Origin of the sequence: Blautia wexlerae (genome assembly GCF_013300825.1) — a bacterium.
In the GTDB taxonomy this organism is placed as follows: domain Bacteria; phylum Bacillota; class Clostridia; order Lachnospirales; family Lachnospiraceae; genus Blautia_A; species Blautia_A wexlerae_B.
Genome location: NZ_JAAIMY010000035.1, coordinates 1 through 20,698, shown reverse-complemented (window position 1 = coordinate 20,698; position 20,698 = coordinate 1). Strand labels below are relative to the sequence as shown.

General features: G+C 40.1%; 19 protein-coding genes. 1 reads left to right on the top strand and 18 read right to left on the bottom strand.

What is annotated here, in order from left to right; translation table 11 throughout:
* Positions 1-159: 159 nt before the first annotated feature.
* The 15 genes from G4417_RS14195 to hflK form a co-directional block, all read right to left on the bottom strand.
* The gene (locus G4417_RS14195) at positions 160-1,569 is read right to left on the bottom strand and encodes an MATE family efflux transporter (protein WP_330598390.1); all 1,410 of its coding nucleotides are present in this window, start codon (positions 1,567-1,569) and stop codon (positions 160-162) included.
* 198 nt (positions 1,570-1,767) lie between these two features.
* Complete coding sequence (locus tag G4417_RS14190) at positions 1,768-2,382, bottom strand: ECF transporter S component (RefSeq protein ID WP_008705795.1); 615 nt, start codon at positions 2,380-2,382, stop codon at positions 1,768-1,770.
* Between the two features lie 251 nt (positions 2,383-2,633).
* Positions 2,634-3,806, bottom strand: coding sequence for an NAD(P)-dependent malic enzyme (locus G4417_RS14185; RefSeq protein WP_019160940.1), 1,173 nt, complete (start codon positions 3,804-3,806; stop codon positions 2,634-2,636).
* A 209-nt stretch (positions 3,807-4,015) separates the two neighbouring features.
* Positions 4,016-5,794 carry a DUF4179 domain-containing protein gene (locus tag G4417_RS14180; protein WP_243872164.1) on the bottom strand — a complete coding sequence of 593 codons (1,779 nt, stop codon included), beginning with the start codon at positions 5,792-5,794 and terminating at the stop codon, positions 4,016-4,018.
* Positions 5,795-5,801: 7 nt separating this feature from the next.
* The gene (locus G4417_RS14175; protein WP_173683955.1) at positions 5,802-6,452 is read right to left on the bottom strand and encodes an RNA polymerase sigma factor; all 651 of its coding nucleotides are present in this window, start codon (positions 6,450-6,452) and stop codon (positions 5,802-5,804) included.
* 174 nt (positions 6,453-6,626) lie between these two features.
* Entirely contained in the window at positions 6,627-7,139 is a 513-nt protein-coding gene (locus tag G4417_RS14170; RefSeq protein WP_173683954.1) for an HD domain-containing protein, read from the bottom strand.
* Positions 7,140-7,158: 19 nt separating this feature from the next.
* Positions 7,159-8,241 (bottom strand): helix-turn-helix domain-containing protein, encoded by a 1,083-nt coding sequence (locus G4417_RS14165; RefSeq protein WP_173683953.1) that lies wholly within the window; start codon positions 8,239-8,241, stop codon positions 7,159-7,161.
* 165 nt (positions 8,242-8,406) lie between these two features.
* Positions 8,407-8,574: a hypothetical protein gene (locus G4417_RS14160; protein WP_022379826.1), complete on the bottom strand. Its 168-nt coding sequence runs from the start codon at positions 8,572-8,574 to the stop codon at positions 8,407-8,409.
* A 121-nt stretch (positions 8,575-8,695) separates the two neighbouring features.
* Positions 8,696-10,033, bottom strand: coding sequence for an MATE family efflux transporter (locus tag G4417_RS14155; protein ID WP_055053473.1), 1,338 nt, complete (start codon positions 10,031-10,033; stop codon positions 8,696-8,698).
* A gap of 114 nt (positions 10,034-10,147) precedes the next feature.
* On the bottom strand, positions 10,148-10,585 hold the full coding sequence (locus G4417_RS14150) for a MarR family winged helix-turn-helix transcriptional regulator (protein ID WP_022379828.1): 438 nt from the start codon (positions 10,583-10,585) through the stop codon (positions 10,148-10,150).
* A 229-nt stretch (positions 10,586-10,814) separates the two neighbouring features.
* The gene (locus tag G4417_RS14145) at positions 10,815-11,972 is read right to left on the bottom strand and encodes an FprA family A-type flavoprotein (RefSeq protein WP_173683952.1); all 1,158 of its coding nucleotides are present in this window, start codon (positions 11,970-11,972) and stop codon (positions 10,815-10,817) included.
* Positions 11,973-12,403: 431 nt separating this feature from the next.
* Entirely contained in the window at positions 12,404-12,838 is a 435-nt protein-coding gene (locus tag G4417_RS14140; RefSeq protein WP_173683951.1) for a HEPN domain-containing protein, read from the bottom strand.
* On the bottom strand, positions 12,829-13,182 hold the full coding sequence (locus G4417_RS14135) for a nucleotidyltransferase domain-containing protein (RefSeq protein WP_008705807.1): 354 nt from the start codon (positions 13,180-13,182) through the stop codon (positions 12,829-12,831). The genes G4417_RS14140 and G4417_RS14135 overlap by 10 nt, the downstream gene beginning before the upstream one ends.
* 157 nt (positions 13,183-13,339) lie before the next feature.
* Positions 13,340-14,206, bottom strand: a complete 867-nt coding sequence (gene hflC, locus G4417_RS14130; protein ID WP_055058728.1) for a protease modulator HflC — start codon at positions 14,204-14,206, stop codon at positions 13,340-13,342.
* Between the two features lie 86 nt (positions 14,207-14,292).
* Complete coding sequence (hflK, locus tag G4417_RS14125) at positions 14,293-15,315, bottom strand: FtsH protease activity modulator HflK (RefSeq protein WP_062807301.1); 1,023 nt, start codon at positions 15,313-15,315, stop codon at positions 14,293-14,295.
* 487 nt (positions 15,316-15,802) lie between these two features.
* Between hflK and pepT the strand changes: the two genes are divergently transcribed.
* Positions 15,803-17,020 (top strand): peptidase T, encoded by a 1,218-nt coding sequence (gene pepT, locus G4417_RS14120; RefSeq protein WP_173683950.1) that lies wholly within the window; start codon positions 15,803-15,805, stop codon positions 17,018-17,020.
* Between the two features lie 129 nt (positions 17,021-17,149).
* Here the strand turns inward: pepT and G4417_RS14115 are convergent, their stop codons facing one another.
* The 3 genes from G4417_RS14115 to G4417_RS14105 form a co-directional block, all read right to left on the bottom strand.
* On the bottom strand, positions 17,150-18,997 hold the full coding sequence (locus G4417_RS14115) for a M56 family metallopeptidase (protein WP_173683949.1): 1,848 nt from the start codon (positions 18,995-18,997) through the stop codon (positions 17,150-17,152).
* A 3-nt stretch (positions 18,998-19,000) separates the two neighbouring features.
* Positions 19,001-19,399 carry a BlaI/MecI/CopY family transcriptional regulator gene (locus tag G4417_RS14110; RefSeq protein ID WP_227292248.1) on the bottom strand — a complete coding sequence of 133 codons (399 nt, stop codon included), beginning with the start codon at positions 19,397-19,399 and terminating at the stop codon, positions 19,001-19,003.
* A 63-nt stretch (positions 19,400-19,462) separates the two neighbouring features.
* Positions 19,463-20,323 carry a hypothetical protein gene (locus G4417_RS14105; protein ID WP_173683947.1) on the bottom strand — a complete coding sequence of 287 codons (861 nt, stop codon included), beginning with the start codon at positions 20,321-20,323 and terminating at the stop codon, positions 19,463-19,465.
* Positions 20,324-20,698: the final 375 nt, after the last annotated feature.

The window sequence follows — 20,698 nt, the reverse complement described above, 5'->3', positions numbered from 1 at the left end:
GAGAATTAATGTTACATATATCAATTCACAAATAGCATGATGTGAATCAAACAACAAGTCATATTATAATAGTTTTATAAGACTGTTTCTATTTGACTTTCACTGATGATACACTATAGTATATCGGTTAGTCAAGCCAAATGTTATTGAAAATTTTTATCATGATGAAACAATATTCTGTAGCCACACACCCTTCTTAACCAGCACAAATCCGATCACACATTTGATCAGATCTGCCAACTGTACGCATGCATAAATCACAAGCACATGAATCCCTGTATAACGACTCAGTACAAACGCAATCGGCACACTGATGCACCAGATAAACACACTGTCAAACAGGAACGTAATGATAGTCTTTCCACCGGAACGCAGAGTAAAGTAGGTTGCATGCAGGAATGCGTTCTGAGGCATAAAGAATGCAGTGATCATGATCAGATACTTCGCCAGCTCCCTGGCTTCCTGATTGGTATTATAAAGCATTGGAAACAACGGAGCCATAATAAACATGACAATTGCAACCCCTGTACAGCACATTACTGAGAAGGCAATCATCTTGTTATCTGTGTCTCTCGCTTTCTTCATATCTCCCGCTCCCAGAAGCTGTCCTACAATGATTGCCACGGAATCTCCCAGGGCAATAAACACAATATTAAACACATTGTTGATAGTATTGGAAATATTCAGAGAAGCAACCACATTCAGCCCTCGAACCGAATAACACTGTGTCAGCATAGCCATAGCTGAAGCCCATAAAGTCTCATTAAATAACAGCGGAGTCCCCTTGACCAGAATTTTCTTTGTCAGATTTGCAGGAACCTTAAGCGTGCTATACAACCCTTTTGCAAAGAGATTCTTCTCCGTATGCCTGTGTGTCCAGCTGATTACAATTGCAGCCTCCACATAACGTGACAACACAGTTGCGATTGCCGCACCTCTCACACCCAGTCTCGGGAAGAAAAATACACCATAAATCAGCAGGTAATTAAATAACAGGTTTACACAGATTGCCACAACTCCTGCTTTCATAGGAAGAACCGTCTCTCCGCACTCTCGCAGAGTACTGGAATAAATCTGCACCATCATAAAAGGTGGTAATCCCAACAGCATAATATCCAGATACTGTTTTCCATAATTCAGTGTATCTGCAATCTGCTGCGCAGTTCCATCCCCCTGCAGATACATACTGATTAGATTCTCTCCAACCGTCAGAAGCAGCAAAGTCGTCCCGATGGTCAGGATCACAGCCATCCATAACTTGTACCTGAATGTCTGCCGCACTCCTTCATTATCCTTCTGTCCAAAGTACTGTGCTGTAAAAATCCCTGCCCCGGATACTCCTCCGAAAATACACAGATTATAAACAAAAATCAGCTGATTCACAATGGAAGCCCCTGACATCTGCTCCGTACCGATCCGTCCGATCATAATATTATCCAGCAGACTTACGAAATTTGTAATTCCATTCTGAATCATAATCGGCACAGCCACAGCCAGAACCATCATATAAAACTTCTTGTCACCGATAAACTTCTTACGAAACGATAACCTTTCTTTTGTCCTCTCCATAATTTTTTCCTCATCCTTCTTCATAAAAAGAGACTGTCCAAAGACAGTCCTCGCCCTAAGCGTTATATCACCTACAATACTATATATTTCTCCCTATTTCAACCCCATCTTTTTATTTTTTCTTCTCATAAATACTCTATACACCAAAAAAGCATTTCAGTCTGCTGTATGATGCAAAATTGAAATGCTTTTCATTTTTTATGCTGCCTGTTCTTTTTTCTTACCGGTAACTGTAAGCAGATGACTCTTGATCAGTACCGGACGTACTGCATTGTAGATCACTGCTACCAGGATCACAGAAACTACTGCATTGAATAATGTGGCTACAGCACTCATTTTTGCAAGTGCCTGTGCCAGTTCCTGAGGCTGTCCGAGAATATACTGTTTGTAGAAATATCCTACGATCGGATCTGCCACAACATTAAACGCAAGACCTGCTACAGAAGCAATCACGCTCCATTTGAAAACGTATTTCTTATCTGTACTTTCATTGATCTTTGCAATCTTATGTGCTACCAGGCCTGTGATCAGACCAATACAGAATTTCAGTACAAATGTCTTTGGTGCGCCTGTGATATACACAGGATCCATCAGGTCTGCAATTCCCATTCCGATGGCACCGGATAATCCACCGTATACACCGCCGATCAGAAGTGCTGCCAGTACGCAAAATGCATTTCCAATATGGATGGATGTTGCATCACCGCCCGGTACAGGAATCTTAATCTGCAAGAATGTAAAGGATACATAGCATAATGCAGCCATAAGAGCTGTCTCTGCAAGTTTTGTAATTGTGCTGTTCTGAGTATTCATAATAACTGTCCCCTCTCGTATGATCTGATAAAAGGCTCATATCAATAAGTCAGATTACTTGTTTGATTTTCACTATCAGATATTTTATATATTGACGCATCAATATGATGAAGTTATCATACGCGAAATGTGTCATTATTTCAATGACCAATTTTTCGAATTTTTTAGGGGTCAGATTGAATATTATGCAAAAAAGCCCTCTGTCTGCATGCTGCTCACATGAAAACAGAGGGATTCATTATTCTATTTGCTTAAATCCTTGCTACGCCTGATTTTCTTGCTGCTTCTGCTACAGCTTTAGCTACAGCGTCTTTTACGCGTGGGTCAAATGCTGCCGGAAGAATATATTCCGCTGTTAATTCTTCGTCGCTTACCAGACCTGCGATTGCATACGCTGCTGCAACTTTCATTTCATCGTTAACATCTGATGCTCTTGCGTCCAGTACACCACGGAAGAGTCCCGGGAAGCAGAGTACGTTGTTTACCTGGTTCGGGTAATCAGAACGTCCTGTGGATACCACTGCTGCGCCTGCTGCTTTTGCTTCATCAGGGAAAATCTCAGGTACCGGGTTTGCACATGCAAAGATGATAGGATCTTTTGCCATTGTGCGGACCATATCCTGTGTCAGTGTTCCAGGTGCGGATACACCGATGAAGATGTCTGCGCCTTTGATCACTTCTGCAAGAGTACCTTTCTCTTTGTTGAAGTTTGTGATCTTAGCCATCTCTTCTTTAATCGGGTTTAATCCTTCTCTGCCTTCGTAAATCGCACCTTTTCTGTCTGTCATGATTACATTCTTAAGTCCCATGGACATTAACAGTTTGATGATAGCGATACCTGCTGCACCGGCTCCGGAAGTAACGATCTTCACTTCGTCAAGCTTCTTTCCAACCAGTTTCAGCGCGTTGATAACACCTGCAAGTGTGATAACTGCTGTTCCGTGCTGGTCATCATGGAAGATCGGAATATCACAGCATTCTTTCAGTTTCTTTTCAATTTCAAAACATCTCGGTGCGGAAATATCCTCAAGGTTGATTCCTCCAAAGGATCCGGCCAGGAGGCTTACTGTCTTAACGATCTCATCAACATCTTTACTGCGGACGCAGAGCGGAATCGCGTCTACACCGCCAAATTCTTTAAAGAGTACACATTTGCCTTCCATAACAGGCATACCTGCTTCCGGTCCGATATCTCCCAGTCCAAGTACTGCAGTTCCGTCTGTTACAACAGCAACTGTATTCCAACGTCTTGTCAGATCATAGCTCTTGTTTACATCCTTCTGGATCTCCAGACAAGGCTGAGCAACACCTGGTGTGTAAGCAAGGCTTAAAGCATCTTTGGAATCTACTTTGGCTCTTGATACAACCTCAATTTTACCTTTTAAGTCATAATGCATTTTTAAAGATTCTTTTGCGTAGTCCATTTTGTTTTGGCTCCCTTCTGCACTCTTTTTTTGAGACGCCTACATTGTAACATTAACTTGGCTCAGATTCTACTGTTTTTCTGACCTTTTTTCTCAAAATAATTAAAACAGCATCTTTCTGTAGAAAATTGGAAAGATGCTGTCTCAGTTATGATACTTTATTTTTTGATATCAGGTTAGGGGCAAAATACCTTTTGACCCTAACATCATTATTTATCTTTATCAAAATGTACTTCTGCGCTGGCAACTGCACGCTCATCCAGGAGTTGTTTGAAAGTCTTGGTCTTTGCTTTTTCTTCGTAGTTATCGGACCAGTAGTAGCCTTTCAGTTCGTCCATATACTCATAGTAATCGCAAAGATAGATATATACTGTTGAAACATCCCTGTCCTGTATTGCATATGTGTCCGCATTACTGTTTGCCACTCCGCCATCTGGCATCATATCTCCATTGGCATCCAGCATAACAGCAACATATTTTGTTTCCGGATCCTGCATTTTCATAGTGATCTCAAATGGTGTTTTCGTAATGGAGAGAACACCATCTCCATTTTCATCTACCACATTTACATCCTTTTTAACCGTATCGGAAGTATTTTTCTCTACATCTACGTTGAACTTCCAGTCACCTTTTAGTGTCCATGAGTTATATCTGTTATCACCTTCGTTTGCCTCAGGATATCGTTCATAATACTCATTCCACATCTCAGTGAAAAACTGATGCTCCAGATTCTTCTGCTCTTCTGTCAGGCTCTCATAATCTGCATCGTCTGTGCTGATCCCATGCTCTGCCATTTTCTGATTATATTCATCCCGCAGATCCTGAGGGATATCCGGGGTGGTATCCTGATTCTCCGGAAGAGCGCCCACAATATCTTTCAGATCCAGCTCCATGGTAAACCGGTCAGGTACTTTGATGTCTTTGACATAATCACTGATTGCCGGACCTCCCACCTGAGGAAGTTTCTCATCACTGTATTCATCCATTCCCAGTGCCTGGGCTAGCTTATCAAAACTAAAGTCCTCAGAATCTACATCAATCCTTTTTTCTTTGAAAAATGCGTTACGCACCTCATAAAATTTTGTCCATCCTGCATCATCCACTGTCATATCTTCTACAGGAATACGCAAAACTCCTGCATAGGTGTTATCATCCAGCATTTTTCCATCCAGATAAGCATTGAACAGATTACTTTTTCCATCCATGTAATCATATTTCACTGTAGAATTTTCGCTGAGCATAATATTGGGTTTTCCATCAGATGTAATGAATGTATCCGGGAATTTATCCTCTGTATGGATTGTCATGGACAGGTACAGAGCCATTTCATTACAGTATACTTCTGAAAGCGTGACAGTTGTTCCATCTACTGTTTTACTGTATGTTTTACTGTATGATTCATTGTCTTTCGTTTTATCTGCATTGTTATTTTCTGTTGTATTCTGATCCTCAGACTGTGCATTTTGAGAATTACTGCTGCTCTCCTGACTTCCATCAGCATCTGCAGACAGTGTATCTTCTGCAGATGCTGTCAGCTGCTTTGCGTATTTCGAATAATCACCATAAAATCCCAAGGAATTGCCGAGCTGCTTAAACACATTTCCGACCAGAGGAATGTTCTCTGCAAATGCAGGATTTGTAATACACACTGCGGAAAACACAGCTGCCGCTGCGGTCAGTCCCAAAGCTGTTTTGTACACTGTTTTGAATTTCTTATGCAATTTTACTGTTCCTGTGGATTTCTTTCCAGAACTTCCTGTTGATTTCTTTGTTGATTTTTCTGTTGATTTCTCTGGCAATCTTTGCACAATATTCTCTGCATTTTCCACATTTTCAGAAGCTGCTGCCATTTCCCTGATTCTAGCAAATGCTTCGTTTTTTGCATCTTCTGCCTGCTTTGGCAATGGAAAATCTGCCTGCATGATTTCCTCTATCGCATTATCATTTCTGTTATTCTTTTCTTTATCAAAATCCAACTTCTTCGCCATAATCACTTCATCCCTTTCTTGCACTTACCGTTATACTTCCTGCTGTTACCGATCCTGTTCTCACATTTCCATTCTGGTTTTCCGCAAGCTCTTCTGTTATACCTGTAAATTCTCTGTTTTTCTTTTTCTTCTGCTGCAGTCTTTTCTTCTGAATATTGTCTTCTGCTGAAGTATATTCCTGCTTTAGCTGCACCCGGGCTCTGACCAGTCTGGTTTTTACTGTGTTTTCATTCATATTTAATATAGAAGCAATGTCTGCGATCCGAAATCCCTCTACATAATACAGAACCAGTATAATCCTGTAGGATTCGTCCAACATTCCAAGCATTTCCTTGAACTCAAATTCCTCAATGGACATATCCTGTCCGGGGACTTCCGGAAGTTCTTCGGCTCTGCTAAAGTTTTTATAATGTCTGTGGATTTTATTGCATTCATTAATCAGGATCCGGATCATCCAGGTTTTGAAATATTCCGGATTCTTCAGTGTATGTATTTTTTCAAAGCAGGTAAGTATGGTATCCTGCATGGCATCAGCGGCATCCTCATCATTATCCAGGATTCCCCGCGCCACCTTGTACATTGCCAGAGAATTCTTTTCCATCAATTCCAGAAATGCATCCGCATCTCCTGAGATAGAGTGCTTTACCAACTGTATCAAATGCTGATCCTCCTTGCTTATATGTTTCTGTAAATGGTTTTCATTCGAATGAAGTTTTATTGTTTTTGTTTTACACTTATTAGATGGGGAAATGCAATGAAAAGTTTCAAAAAGCTGCCACTTTTTTTGTGACAGCTTTCTCAGTAATTGTCATATAAAATTTTATAACTACTGCTATTTCTCTTCTGCAGAATCCAGCCTTTTCTGATACATAGACTTCAGTAAAAATTTTCCTGTCTCTGTTTTGAATACTTTTTCCAGCATATTTCTTACATTATTGCCGGAGAAATTGCTTTCGTCTGCATTAACCAGATAATCAGCTTCTATCATGATCTGATAGTCAATGCCATCTATTCCGTCTATCGTATGGTGATGACTTACAATATAAGAAACTCTGTCTGTAAATTCTTTTGGCAGGTCTGAATCCTTGAAGAATTCTTCTAACAGTGCCGCACTTTCTTCTTCCTGGTGCTTGCCGTTGGTGTTTCCGCATTGCACTCTACAGAGAGGACAGGCAATATCATGCACAACTGCTGTCACCTCCACCAGCTTCTGCAGCTCCGGATTCAGATTTTCGCCCTCTGCGATTGTTTTTGCGTAGGCATATACCTTCATGAAGTGATTGATATCGTGGAGATTCCCTTCTGAATATGCTACCATTTTCTTTATAACTTCTGATACTGTCATGTTTCATTCCTGCCTTTCTTCATTGTATTTTTATTTTCCGTACCTCTGTATTTTTGCTCCACAAATCCTCGCCGATTGCAACACTTTTTTCTTTTATCGTAATCATATACTCGGAATCCACCTGAATATCATAACCATACACACTTTCTTTTCCTATTTCTACATCTTTCTGATTTGCATAATAAGTGAAACCTACACGATAGACATCCGGATGTAAATCAATCTGAACATAATTATATCCACGTATCCAGTCTTCTTCGACATCTTTTTCATTAAGCAACAGTTGCGTCGCAAACTGCTCTGCTACAACACCCTTACTGCTTCCATCAGCATTTTCTATTGATCTGGCAGCAAAGCTCTGCAAAATCCACATCACTAACACAAGCTCCAATACTACAACAACCATAATAATTGCCGGATTCTTTTTCTCCCTGTTTATTTTCTTTATCACCAATCCAAACATATATACTACAATTGCTAGATTCACAACGCACGTGATAAGGGTGGCTTCCTGCTTATGATGTTCCCAGAATCCATCAGGAATCATAAAAGAACAAAGTATAAGAAATATACCTGTCATAACAATTGTAAAAAATCCATAAACTTTTCTGCTTTCCTTATCTTCTCGATTCTCCCAAAGATAATATACGCAGACAATGGCGCCAGCCCCCAGAAGCCCTGCAAACACCGCACCGCCAAAATTTGCATGACCTGAGAGTTTAAAAATAGCAGCAACTATCAGCATTACCGGTATCGCCAGATAACCTGCTATTTTATCCTGCCGTTGCTGCTGTTTTCGTATTTCTTCCATTGAGTACATCATCTCTGTCACTTCTGCAGATGTATATTTTTTCTCTGCTGACTCATCTTTTTTCATCTGAACCTCTTCTGATATTATCTCTGATTTCATCAGTTCCAAAAGTGATACCCCCAACGCAGTTGCCAACGGCTCCATAGTATTAATATCCGGAAAACCAAGTCCCCTCTCCCAACGGCTGACTGCCTTATCTGTCACTCCGATTTTTCCGGCAAGGCCAGCCTGTGTCATGTGCTGTTCTTTTCTTCTCTCTGAAATAAATGCTCCAAACTTTTTTGCATCCACTACTCCATATCCTCCAAAGCCATTTTCTGTCTTTGGTATACACTGAAATGTATGTTTTTGTCAATCTACGATTCATTTACCTTAAAATTCTCTGTAATTCCGTTTCTTCTAGAATTTTCCCGTGTGAAATTTTTTCTAAATAGTATATAAATATAAGTCTATGACTCAAGCTTTTTTCATATCTTTTTCATTCTCTTTCACTTTTAACACTTCTTGTAACAAAATATCAAACATTTCTGCTACTTCCTCAGGCGTTTTTCCACATAAAAGTGCTCCCTGAATTTTTCCACGCTTGTACCCATCATCAACTAACATCTGACCTAATTTAGTCATCTTACCGCCTCCCTGAGTTTTAACTAAAACTAGTATAGCATATTATAGAACAAACTGGAGAAATATTTTAAGTCTTGGTCACCCATATGCCGATTATATAATCTAGATACTCTATTTCATTTTACCAATATCCATACTTTTTACGTTTAACCACAAGAAATATCAAAGTTACCACCACTGCCATGAACTCTGCTACAACAATCGAGCACCAGATTCCATTAAGCCCAAGAATCAGCGGCAGGATCATTACGGAAGCGCATTCAAACAAAAGTGTTCTGAGGAATGAAATGACTGCCGATGTAAGTCCATCATTGAGGGCTGTAAAGAAAGCGGAGCCAAATATGGCAATCCCTGCGAAGATAAAGGAAACTGCATAGATTGAAAAACCATGCGCAGTCATATCCAGCAATGCTGCGTCATATCCTACAAAAATACCTGCCAGTGGCTTTGCCATAAGTTCTGATACTCCAAACATCAACGCAGATGAAATCAAAATCAATGCAGAACTTTTTTTCAGCAAACTTTTCAGTTCTTTTGTATTCCCGGCACCATAATGATAACTGATCACCGGCGCAACACCTGTTGCATAGCCAATGAAAATTGCAATAAAAATAAAATTCACATACATGATCGTACCGTAGGCTGTCACCCCGTCTTCTCCTGCATATTTCATAAGCTGTGTATTATAAAGCATGCCGACGACGGACATAGAGATATTGCTCATAAGTTCCGAGCAGCCATTGGTGCAGATTCTAAGCAGTGCTCTGCCGTCCCATTCCGGTCTGACAATCCTTAAGCGGCTGGTATTTTTCCGGGCAAAATAAATCAGCGGAATAATACCTCCTACAATCTGTCCCAGTGCGGAAGCCATTGCCGCTCCGGCGATTCCCCACTGAAAAACAGCCATAAAAAGCGCATCACCAACCATATTTATCACACCTGCAGTAACTGTCACAATCAATCCCAGTTTCGGCTTTTCTGCGGTAACAGCCAGGCTTGAAAATGCGTACTGTAACATAAGGAATGGCAATGCTACGAGAATAATTCTTCCATATATAATACATTCTTCCAGCATCTCTCCTCTTGCTCCAAGAAATACGGCTACTGGTCTGAGAAAAATTATGCTGATTGCTCCAATTACAATTCCACAGATAATCGTAGCCATAATAAGGAGCGAAAAAATTTTCTGTGCTTTCTCTTTCTTTCCTTCACCCATGATTTTAGCAATCAACGCACTTCCACCAGTTCCAAACATAAATCCCATAACTCCGGTGATCATCAGAAATGGCATGATAAAATTTACCGCTGCAAATGATGTCTTTCCAACGAAATTTGATACAAAAAATCCATCAACTACACCATAGATGGATGTAAAGATCATCATAAGAATTGACGGTATTGTAAAACGGATCAGTCGTCTGTAACCGAAATGATCCGAAAGCTGTATTGTCTGTTCCATTTTCCTATTTTCCTTTCTGTTGTTAAGTCCCATAATCTTATAGATGATTTTATAACAATTTTCTTTAAATCTTTCCTCTGCTTATTTGACAGATTCCAGTAGTTCTTCCACTTTCTATAAAGATTCGATTTCATTCTTTAAATCTGCATGATATCTTTCAGTCAGCTTAAGATACAGGTTAATTTCTTCCTCCGTCCAATTGCTTAGCGCTTTACATTCAGCCTCAAATAGTCGTGCAGCTGTCTTGGAAGTATATGTTTTTCCTTTTTCAGTAAGATATACCATCTTCGATTTTCCATTACATTTTTCCAGATATACCGTTTCTTCATTTTCCAGTTTTCGAATTGCTGAATTGACTGTTTGTTTGCTGATTCCCGATAATTTGTAAATATCATAGAGCAGACATTTCCCGTCATTCGTGTGAAGCATATAAAGAACAAACAGAACGCAGTCCGATACTCCCAGCTTTAATGCCGCCTGATGATACAAGGAATCAATTTCTTCGTTCAGGCAGTTTATTTGATTAACTTTATCTTGAATTATCTCTGACATTTTTATTTTCCTTTCATAGTATGATTTCATACCAAAGTATAATAGTATGAAATCATACTATTGTCAATAGAGTGGCAGGCAAATATTCTGGTAAAAAATTTCAGGGAGTGTACAACTTACTTAAAGTTGTACACTCCCTGTTTTTTAATATTAGTATAGTTGCAGATTCTCTGCATTTAATAATTTTCTATATATACTTCAGAATTTGATACCTTATCGTAGCCAAAATTTATTTGCAAAGCTCCTCAGCCATAGCCTCAATCTCTGCCTCATTTGCTTCGCTGAGTGAGGACATGATCTTTACATTGTTCTCGAGCCATGTAATGTTTTTGCTCTTTTCGAACATTCCCTGCATTACTCTTGCCGCTGCTGGAGCCCAGCTTCCGTTTTCGATGAGTCCGATGGTGCGGTTCTGGTAGCTGCGTTCTGTCAGGTTTTCGATGTAAGTACGCATGAATGGGAAAATATCTCCGTTGTATGTAATTGTGGCAAGTACCAGTTTGCCGTAACGGAAAGCATCTTCTACTGCTTCTGCCATGTCATCTCTTGCAAGGTCAAATACAGTTACTTTCGGGCATCCTTTTTCTTCCAGTTTCTGTGCCAGAAGTTCTACTGCTTTCTTTGTGTTTCCGTAAACAGATGTATAGGCGATCACAACACCTTCGCTCTCTACTTTGTAGGAGGACCAGATATCATATTTCTCAAGGTAATGTCCCAAGTTCTCTGTGAGGATTGGACCATGAAGCGGACAGATTGTCTGGATATCCAGAGTTGCGGCAGCTTTCAAAAGCTTCTGAACCTGTGCACCGTATTTTCCAACGATTCCGATATAGTAACGGCGTGCTTCGCAGTCCCAGTCTTCTTCTACGTCAAGTGCTCCGAATTTGCCGAAACCGTCTGCTGAGAACAGAACCTTATCAGTGCTGTCATAGGTAACCATAACCTCCGGCCAGTGAACCATTGGTGCAAATACGAAAGTCAGCACATGTTTTCCAAGTGTCAGGCTGTCACCGTTTGCAACCACCAGCTTCTTTCCATCCAGATTCAGGTTTCTGAAGAAATTTCCCATCATAGTGAAGGTCTTGGTATTTGCAACTACGGTTGTGTCAGGATATGCTTTCATGAAGTTCTCGATATTTGCGGCATGATCCGGCTCCATATGCTGTACTACCAGATAATCCGGTTTCGCACCGTCCAGGACTCTGGCTACATTTTCAAGCCATTCATCTTTGAAATTAGCATCTACGGTATCCATAACTGCAATCTTTTCATCCATGATCACATATGAGTTATAGGACATACCGTTTGGCACTACATACTGGCCTTCAAACAGATCTACCTGATGATCATTTACACCTACATAATAAATATCATTTCCGATTTTCATGATAACATGTTCCTCCTTAGCGATATCAGGACCGGTAAAATCCGGTTAAAAATTCCAATTTTTTATTTCTGAACCTATTATATCCACATTCATATCGTTCGTCAAGTTTCATTTTATCTCTAAAATTTTTTATGAATTTGAGCAGATATGCTCGAAACTTAAGTCAGATATGCTCGAATGTGCAATTCATCCCATCACCTATAGAGGTGAGGGAATTCTTGCTACGGTTGTTAAAAATTTATTCCTTACATTTCAGTAACAAATTTTCAGTTCACAATACACAAGGCTGTCACACTACATAAGCAATTAGTGCAACAGCCTCTTTTCTATTCTCTGATATCAGGCTCACGAAATCCTGCCATCTTTCATTTCGAATACGGTATCAACGATATTCATAGTAGATTTTCTGTGTTACGTAACGTAATTTCTGTTTATACCTCACACTTTTTTAATTCTCGTTCTAACTCTAAAACTTCTTTTCTGCACAATTCTATTGCATCATTACAGGTTTCCACATCATCACCATCTATCTCTATGCTATCGTCACCAGGATATCTGGTTGAAAAATAAAAACCATCTATCATTCTCATATGTGTCTGCGTATTTTTTGAAAACTCTGCTCCCATATTTCCTTTTAGAAATTTCATCAATCTGTTCAGACTATGTGTACGCAAAATATTTTCAAAATCTTTCTGTTGTATAGCATCATCCGGTTTATAGTATTCTGAGATCAGATGCTTCATATATTTTTCGCATATTCCCTGTGCCATGGCACCCATCATATTTGCCACTATCCCCGCATCATAAGAAGCCTTAAAATATTGAAAATCGTTTTCTGCAAAATCAAAATAACTATTTAAGGCCATATCTGAATTCCCTCCTTTCGCACATTTGTATAATACAGCATTTTGTTCCTTTTCCAGTCATCGCCAACTACAATTTTCAGATCCGTTTCTGCATCATCCAATTCCTCAGAGGATACTTCTGATTTTAGAAGATAAAGATATTTTTTAAGTTCCGGCCGGGAGCGGAATGACTCTGACAATTCCAGAAACAGATCAACATCACTGCTATATTTCTCTTCTCCCCGTGCACAACTGCCATACAGATATATTGTCTTAATATAAGGCCTTATGCATGATGACTGAATAGTTCGTAAAGCATACTCCGCTGCATCTCTCTGCCGTTTTGATCTGATACATGTCAGCATTTTCTATCCCTCCGTTTTCTCTGTATATTATTTCCAGATTGTACTTACATTTTTTGCTTCAGGATTTCTTTGTAAAAAAATTATAACATTCCTTATCTTCTATGTCTATCTTCCATTTATTTGGTGAAAAATTAGAGTGTATTATTGTTACTTTCTTTTATTTTCCTTCAAAAATCTGAGCGATCGGTGAATCCGCGGACAGTATCACTGTTTTGTCCTCACCTTTCATAGATGTTTTCAGCGCATCCAGGCTTCTCACAAATGAATAAAACTCACTCCTGTCCTCTTCTCCATAAGCCTGCGCAAGGATTTTCATATATTCCTGCTCCCCTTCCGCCTCCAGGATCTCTGCCTGTTTTTTGGCATCGGAAATCTGGATTGCTACTTCTTTGTCCGTTTTATTTCGAATCACCTTTGCTTCGGAGTTTCCCTCTGCCTTGTAAGTCGCTGCAATATTATCTCGTTCAGAAATCATTCGTTCATACACAGCTTCCTTATTATCATCCGGCAGGTCCAGCTGCTTGGTTTCGAATTTGAGAAGTTCGATTCCATACTGATCCATGTTTGTTCCTATTGCCTCCATGACCATATCAGACAGTTCTCCGTCACGACTTGTGATCACCTGATCCTGTGACATACTGCTGATTGCATTTTTAGTGGCATTATACACAGCAGTATTAATTCGACTTTCGCCGCTTTCCACAGAAGAGTTTAATGTCTGTGCAAATTTAAGCGGGTCGCTGATTTTCCAGAGAACATAGCTGTCACTGATCATCGTTTTCTTATCTTTTGTAATTACATCAGATGCTGCCAGATCATACAGCAATGTTTCCTTTGGCAATGACTGTGTACTCTCTATAAATGGAATCTTAAAACTGATTCCCGATGAGCTGATCACCCTGTCAACCTTACCAAACTGACGGATCAGCTTATATTCATTTTGCTGAGTTACTGTTACCGACGCTCCGACAGCTACAACCACTGCAGACACACCAATTAATATTCCAATTTTCTTACCTTTCATAAATTAGTCCTTTCCAAATTATATCTCTATCCTTCGTATTTCATTTACCAAAACACTTTTTATATAAAATATTTTCTGTCATTTCTTTATTCGTTCTCAGAATCATTTAAATCTTGTGTGTCCTGAGCAGGATCCGTGTTCAGTGTCTCTGTCGGATTCTCTGAACTGTTCCCTGTAAAAGAATCTAGCGGCAGAACCTTCTGCACTCCATCTCCATTATCAATCACAATCTTCATTCCCGGCAGCACATCTTCCATTGCCTCATAGAACATACGCTTCTTTGTGATCTCCGGATTCTTAACATACTCCTCATACATGGCATTAAAACGTGCAACCTCAGCTTCCGCTTCATTAATCCTTACCTGCTTCTGCGCCTCAGCATCCTGAATGATCTGGTCTGCTTCTGCCTCAGCCTCCGGAAGCTTTTCGTTTCTGTATTTATTGGCATTATTCAAAGCAGTTTCTTTTCCCTGCTTGGCAGTTTCTACTGCTTTAAATGCTTTCATAACCTCCTGTGTGGGCGGTTCTGAATCCTGGATTGTGATATTCACAAGCTGAATCCCCAGATCCTGTTCCTCCATCTGCTTCAGGATCATTTCTTTAATCTTACTCTGGATCTCACCTTTTCCGGTGGTAAGCACTTCATCCACATCATAACTTGCGATCACTGTACGGATACAGCTTTGAGAAATATTTTTTAGAATATCTTCCGGTTCCTCTGAATTATAAAGATATTTTACCGGTTCTAAAATTCTGTACTCAACAAAGAAATCTACATCAATAAAGTTATAATCCGAGGTAATCATAATGCCCTCATTCTCAACCACCGAATTATCTCCCATACTATATCCAATAGGAAATCCCTGGATCGTTGTATTTACTTTCTGTACTTTCTGTATAAAAGGAATCTTAAAATGCAGTCCTGTTTCTGCCACTGCCTTCGGCACTCCGAAAGTTGTCAATACTGCCTGTTCCTGCTCCTGGATCTGATAGGTAGCATCTCCTGCAAGCCCTGCAATAATCACCAGTCCTGCTGCTCCTATTACAATACGTTTCACATGTTTTCCCGGCTTCTGTAATTTTTTAAATGGATTTACTCTTTCGTTCACTTTTCTCCTCCGTTTCACCATTTGGCATAATTAAATTTTTTGCTTCTAAAAATTTCTGAAGAAAAGAAAAAGACTTTCATTTCAGACATAACATGAGCTCTTCTCTTAATGTCTAAAACAAAAGTCTTGCCGATTATATCATAATGCGGGCATTCTTAATCTGCCGTTCTGACGCATTTATGTACCATTTATAGGAAAAACAAGTCCAGTTCTTCATAACGATGGCCGCTACTCCCTTTTCTTTGAGCAGCATCATATCATAACTATTTACAAAATGCAAGAAATATTTTTACGTAATCTCAGTCGCATGTTATACTTATGTTACTGTTCACACACCACTATCCCGAGACATACAAACCAAAATTCCATTGCCACAGGCAATCTGGAATAAATTTGGGCTACGTTACTGAGAATGGAGTGAACAGTAACATACTTATTATATTAAAGCCGAAACTTTTTCAAATAATTCGGTCTCAGGAGGTTTTTCATGAAAGCATACGAACGCCTATTATCTTATGTAAAAGTATTCACTCCAAGCAGTGAAGAAACCGGTACTTCCCCATCTACACAATATCAGTTTGACCTTGCCAGACTTCTGGTTCAGGAATTAAGGGAACTGGGTGTGAAAGATGCCGATGTAGATGAACATTGCTATGTCTATGGACATATTCCGGCAACCAGAGGATATGAATCCTGCCAAAAACTGGGCTTTATCGCTCATATGGATACAGTCTCTGATTTCTGCGATCATCCGGTTACTCCGGTTATCACTCCGAATTATGACGGCAAAGACCTTGCACTTGGAACCAGCGGCAGAGTTCTCTCCCCGAAAATGTTCCCTCATCTCTCCACATTAAAAGGCAGAACTCTCATTACTTCCGATGGAACCACCATCCTCGGTGCAGATGACAAAGCCGGAATTGCCGAGATCATGACAATAATTGAATACCTCAATGACAATACTATTCCGCATGGTCCCCTCTGCATTGCATTTACCCCTGACGAAGAAATAGGAATGGGACCAGCCCATTTTGATGTTAAAAAATTTGGAGCTGATTTTGCTTATACACTTGATGGCGATACAGAAGGTGAAATCCAGTATGAAAACTTTAATGCTGCCAAAGCAGTAGTAGAATTTACCGGTGTAAACGTACACCCGGGGTCTTCTAAGAATACAATGGTCAACGCAGCACTTGTTGCCATTGAATTTAACTCCATGCTCCCATCTGCAGATACACCAAGAGATACCGAAGAATATGAAGGATTTTTCCATCTTGATGCCATGAACGGCAATGTCTCCACTGCTATGTTAGACTATATTATCCGTGACCATGATGTAGCATCTTTTGACTGCAGGCTCAAAACCATGGAGCACATCGCCAAGATTCTCAATGAAAAGTGGGGTGAAGGCACTGTAAAACTTACCATTACAGAACAATACAGAAACATGAAAGAAATCATTGATACCTGCATGGAACTAATCGACTGTGCAACTGCTGCCTGCAAAGAATGCGGAACTCCTGCACTTATCACCCCAATCCGCGGTGGCACAGACGGAGCACGCTTAAGTTTCATGGGCGTCCCATGCCCGAACCTTGGAACCGGCGGACATGCTTTCCATGGTCCTTATGAACATATCACTGTGGAAGGAATGGATATTGCTGTTGAAGTGGGATTAAAGATTATTGAATTATTCTATAAATAATTTCATCTGAAAAAATCCAGCAAAAAAACAAGCCTTTCACTGTCGGGTAAGGTAACAGTGAAGGGCTTATTTTAAATTTTGCAAGTCGATTTTCTCTTAGTCTGACTTAATTCGGTTAAACTAATGGTATCATTCCGTATAAGTATTCCCATTTTCATCTGTCCAGGTTCCATCACCATTATCACTGAAACCAATACCATTATCGTCTCTGTAATAGTAATCTCCATTTGTCGTCTGTGTAACAGTAACTGTGTTTCCATCAGAAGAAGTTAATGTATGCTGTTCTAAAGTTGTTCCCAAATAATGAGTTGCATCAGTTAAAGCGGGATATGTATTTCCATAATCATCTGTATAACTTTCATTTCCGTTATCAGTATATCCAACACCATCATATCCTCTGTACTCAACAGAATAATCAGAATACAACACCCTTTCAATTTCAAATGTACTGCCGCCACTTCCTCGTACTGTCAATGATGATGTATTAATAACCGTTTTATCTGTAGTATCATCTCCAGGGGTTCCATTATTATCTGTATCTGAATAACCATCTCCCGAATTATCCGGATCAGGATTCTGACCGTCAGAATTTTCCCCCGTTTCATCAGAAGAATTCACTCCTGTCTGATTCTGATTTTCTTCCTGATCTGCAGCATCAATCTGTTCTGAACTCTCTGTCGAACCATCACGGTTTGAATCCTCCGGCTTATCTCCCTTTCCTGTCAGCTGCTGACCACCGGACGTTTCATGAGCTGCCACCATATCAACCAATTCTCTCTTCTTAGCATCTTCTTCGGAATCCTGTCCTGTTTCATCTCCATCTTTTGGTATCTGATCCTGCGTGTTCTCTGCCCCGGAAATCACCTCTCCCGAAAAACAAAACACCAGATTTCCTCCAACAAGCACCATCGCCAAAAGTACTCCTGGAAGAATATTCTTCCGAAGCTTCTTCATATTCAGCATATACAGAATTCTGTCTTTAAAAACCATACTGCTGTCATTCAGACTTGCCGTCACATAAGGCACCTGATTATCTATGGCAACGGTTCTCAGCAGAAGTTTCCGGTACAGTTTACGTTCTGCTCTGCTGCAGACACGGACAACTTCCGCATCGCAGAGATTCTCAATATCCTTGTCAGCTTCCCACAGCATAAACAACAGTGCCGGATTAAACCAGTACACAGATGCACAGATTCTCAGAAGCATCTTATACCACAAATCCTTATGTAAATAATGCGTCAGCTCATGATGATAAATCAGCTTCAGCTCTTCCGCTGAATATCCAACTGCCGGAAGATACAATTTCGTCCGGAATAATCCCGTCAGAAGCGGCGTACTGAGTCCTGCATTCTGCATCAGTTCAGGTCTTCGGCCAATCCCTTTCTGTTCACACACATCCCGGTACATTTTCCACTTCATCAGATCATTCACCGGAAGACTCATCCGTTTCAGGCTTCTCATAGAAAAATAATATGCACAGATCTCTGCCAGTAATTTTATAACCACACCTGCCAGCCATACGATCATAAAAATCTTTGCAGCCAGCGGTACGATATGTCTGCCAGACAATGCTGCAGATTTTGAAGCAGACTGCACTTCATCTGTCAAAACTGTGTCTGCGGATGTTTTGTCTGTCACAACCGTATCCTGCAGTTTTTTATCTGCAGTACTGCTATCCTCTAAATTTACCTTAGAAGAATTTACATTCGCAGAATCTGCATTTGCCGAAGTTATTCTCTTCGCAGTTATCTTTTCATTCCCACTGCTCTCAATCCCCGGCACTTTGAAATTTATAAGGGAAAAATCCGATGGAAGTCGCGCAGGAACCAGCAGACTCACTGCAACAGCCAGCCAGACCACGTACTTCCATCTTGCTGTAAATCTGTTCTTTAACAAAACAGATAACCCCAGCACAAGAAAAATAACAACTGCGGAAATAATATTAAGCTTCAAAACATGTAATGCAAATTCCGCCATCACTTATTCCTCCTTCTCATCCAACTCCCTCAGAAAATCACTGAGATCCTGTATTTCCTCTGAACTTATCTTCTTTCCCTGATAAAGAGAAGTCACAAACTTCTTAAGAGAATTTCCGTAAAGTTTCTCCAGTACACTCTTACTTTCATTTGCCTGATAATCTTCCTGGGATACCAGAGGCGTATACAGATTCATCTTTCCCTGCTTCTCCACAAAAACGAAATTCTTATTCTCTAATCGGGTCAGCAATGACAAGATCGTAGTCGGAGCCAATTGTTTCTTTACATTCACCAGCTTCTCAATCTCTGCCCGGGTCATCGGCGGAGTCCCGTTCCATAAAGCCAGCATAATATCCAACTCTGACTCCGGCAGACGCTGATATGCTTTTTTCAATAAAATCACCTCATTTCTTCTACAATTGTAGGAATAATTTTATTGTAGCAACCACACAATAATCTGTCAATGCTAATTTATCTCTGTATAATCATTACCATTTTCGTCCGTCCAGGTTCCGTCTCCATTGTCAGTAAAACCAGTTCCATTATCATCCCGATAATAATAATCTCCATTTGTTGTCTGTGTAACTGTAACCGTATCTCCATCAAAAGACTCCAGTGTATGCTGCTCTAATGTTATTCCCAGGTAATGTGTTTCATCATTTAAAGCCCTATAAGTATTCCCATACTCATCTGTATAACTCTCATCACCATTATCCGTATATCCTACACCATCATCATCCCGGTAACAATAATCCCCGTTTGTTTGCTGATTAATCGTGAAAGTACTTCCATCCTCTCTCACAAGCGTCAATGTCTCAAGAGAACTATTATTGTCACCATCCTCATCTGTATTCACATTTACCTCATCAGAAGCCTCTGTTTCCCCTGTCTCTGAATTCTGATCACTTCCACTATTGTCAAAACCATTCTGCTTATCCAATGCTGGATTTCCCGGATAAGAAATACTCTCCACCATCTCACGTACCTTACCAATATCATCCACATCCTTCGCAAATCCCTTTACCACATAAAGGTCACTGCCAACAGAATAAGCCGTCTCGTAACAAGCCGCATACTGGTCACTTGCCTTCGCAAACAATGGCGTATCATCATCTGCATCATACTTATAAACACCAACCCAGTCCTTACCGCTCACAAAATAAGCATATGTTCCCTTCATATCTTTCTGCTCCCAGTCTGAACTCACCGGCTGCGGGTCAAACTTCTCACTCCCGCTATCCGTGGCCCACACAGCACCCGTTCCAGCCACTGACATGCAAAATACTGATAACGAAGCAACAATCGTAATAAATCTTTTTCTGTTCATAAAAATTCCCCTTTCGTCATTAATTGTAACTTCATTTTTATCTGTTTCTTCTACTTTTGTAGAAGTTAATCATATACTACATCCGTAGAAGATTAATGTCAAGCTGTTTTTTCTACAAATGTAGTAATATATGAATTTTTTCATTTAAAGACAAAAAATCAAAAAAAGACCAGCTGACATCCAGCTGGCCTTCTCTATTTCCTTAATTTAAGTCAAACGGATATTCGCAATCCGCTTCGCTCCTTACTTGATTCGGTTAAAAAGCACAATTTTATTTTTGCACATAAAAAAACCAGCTAACTACTAGCTGGTTTCCACTATATCTTCAAAACTACATACATGTTGACATTTCCTTGAGATTCATTCTTCCTGCGA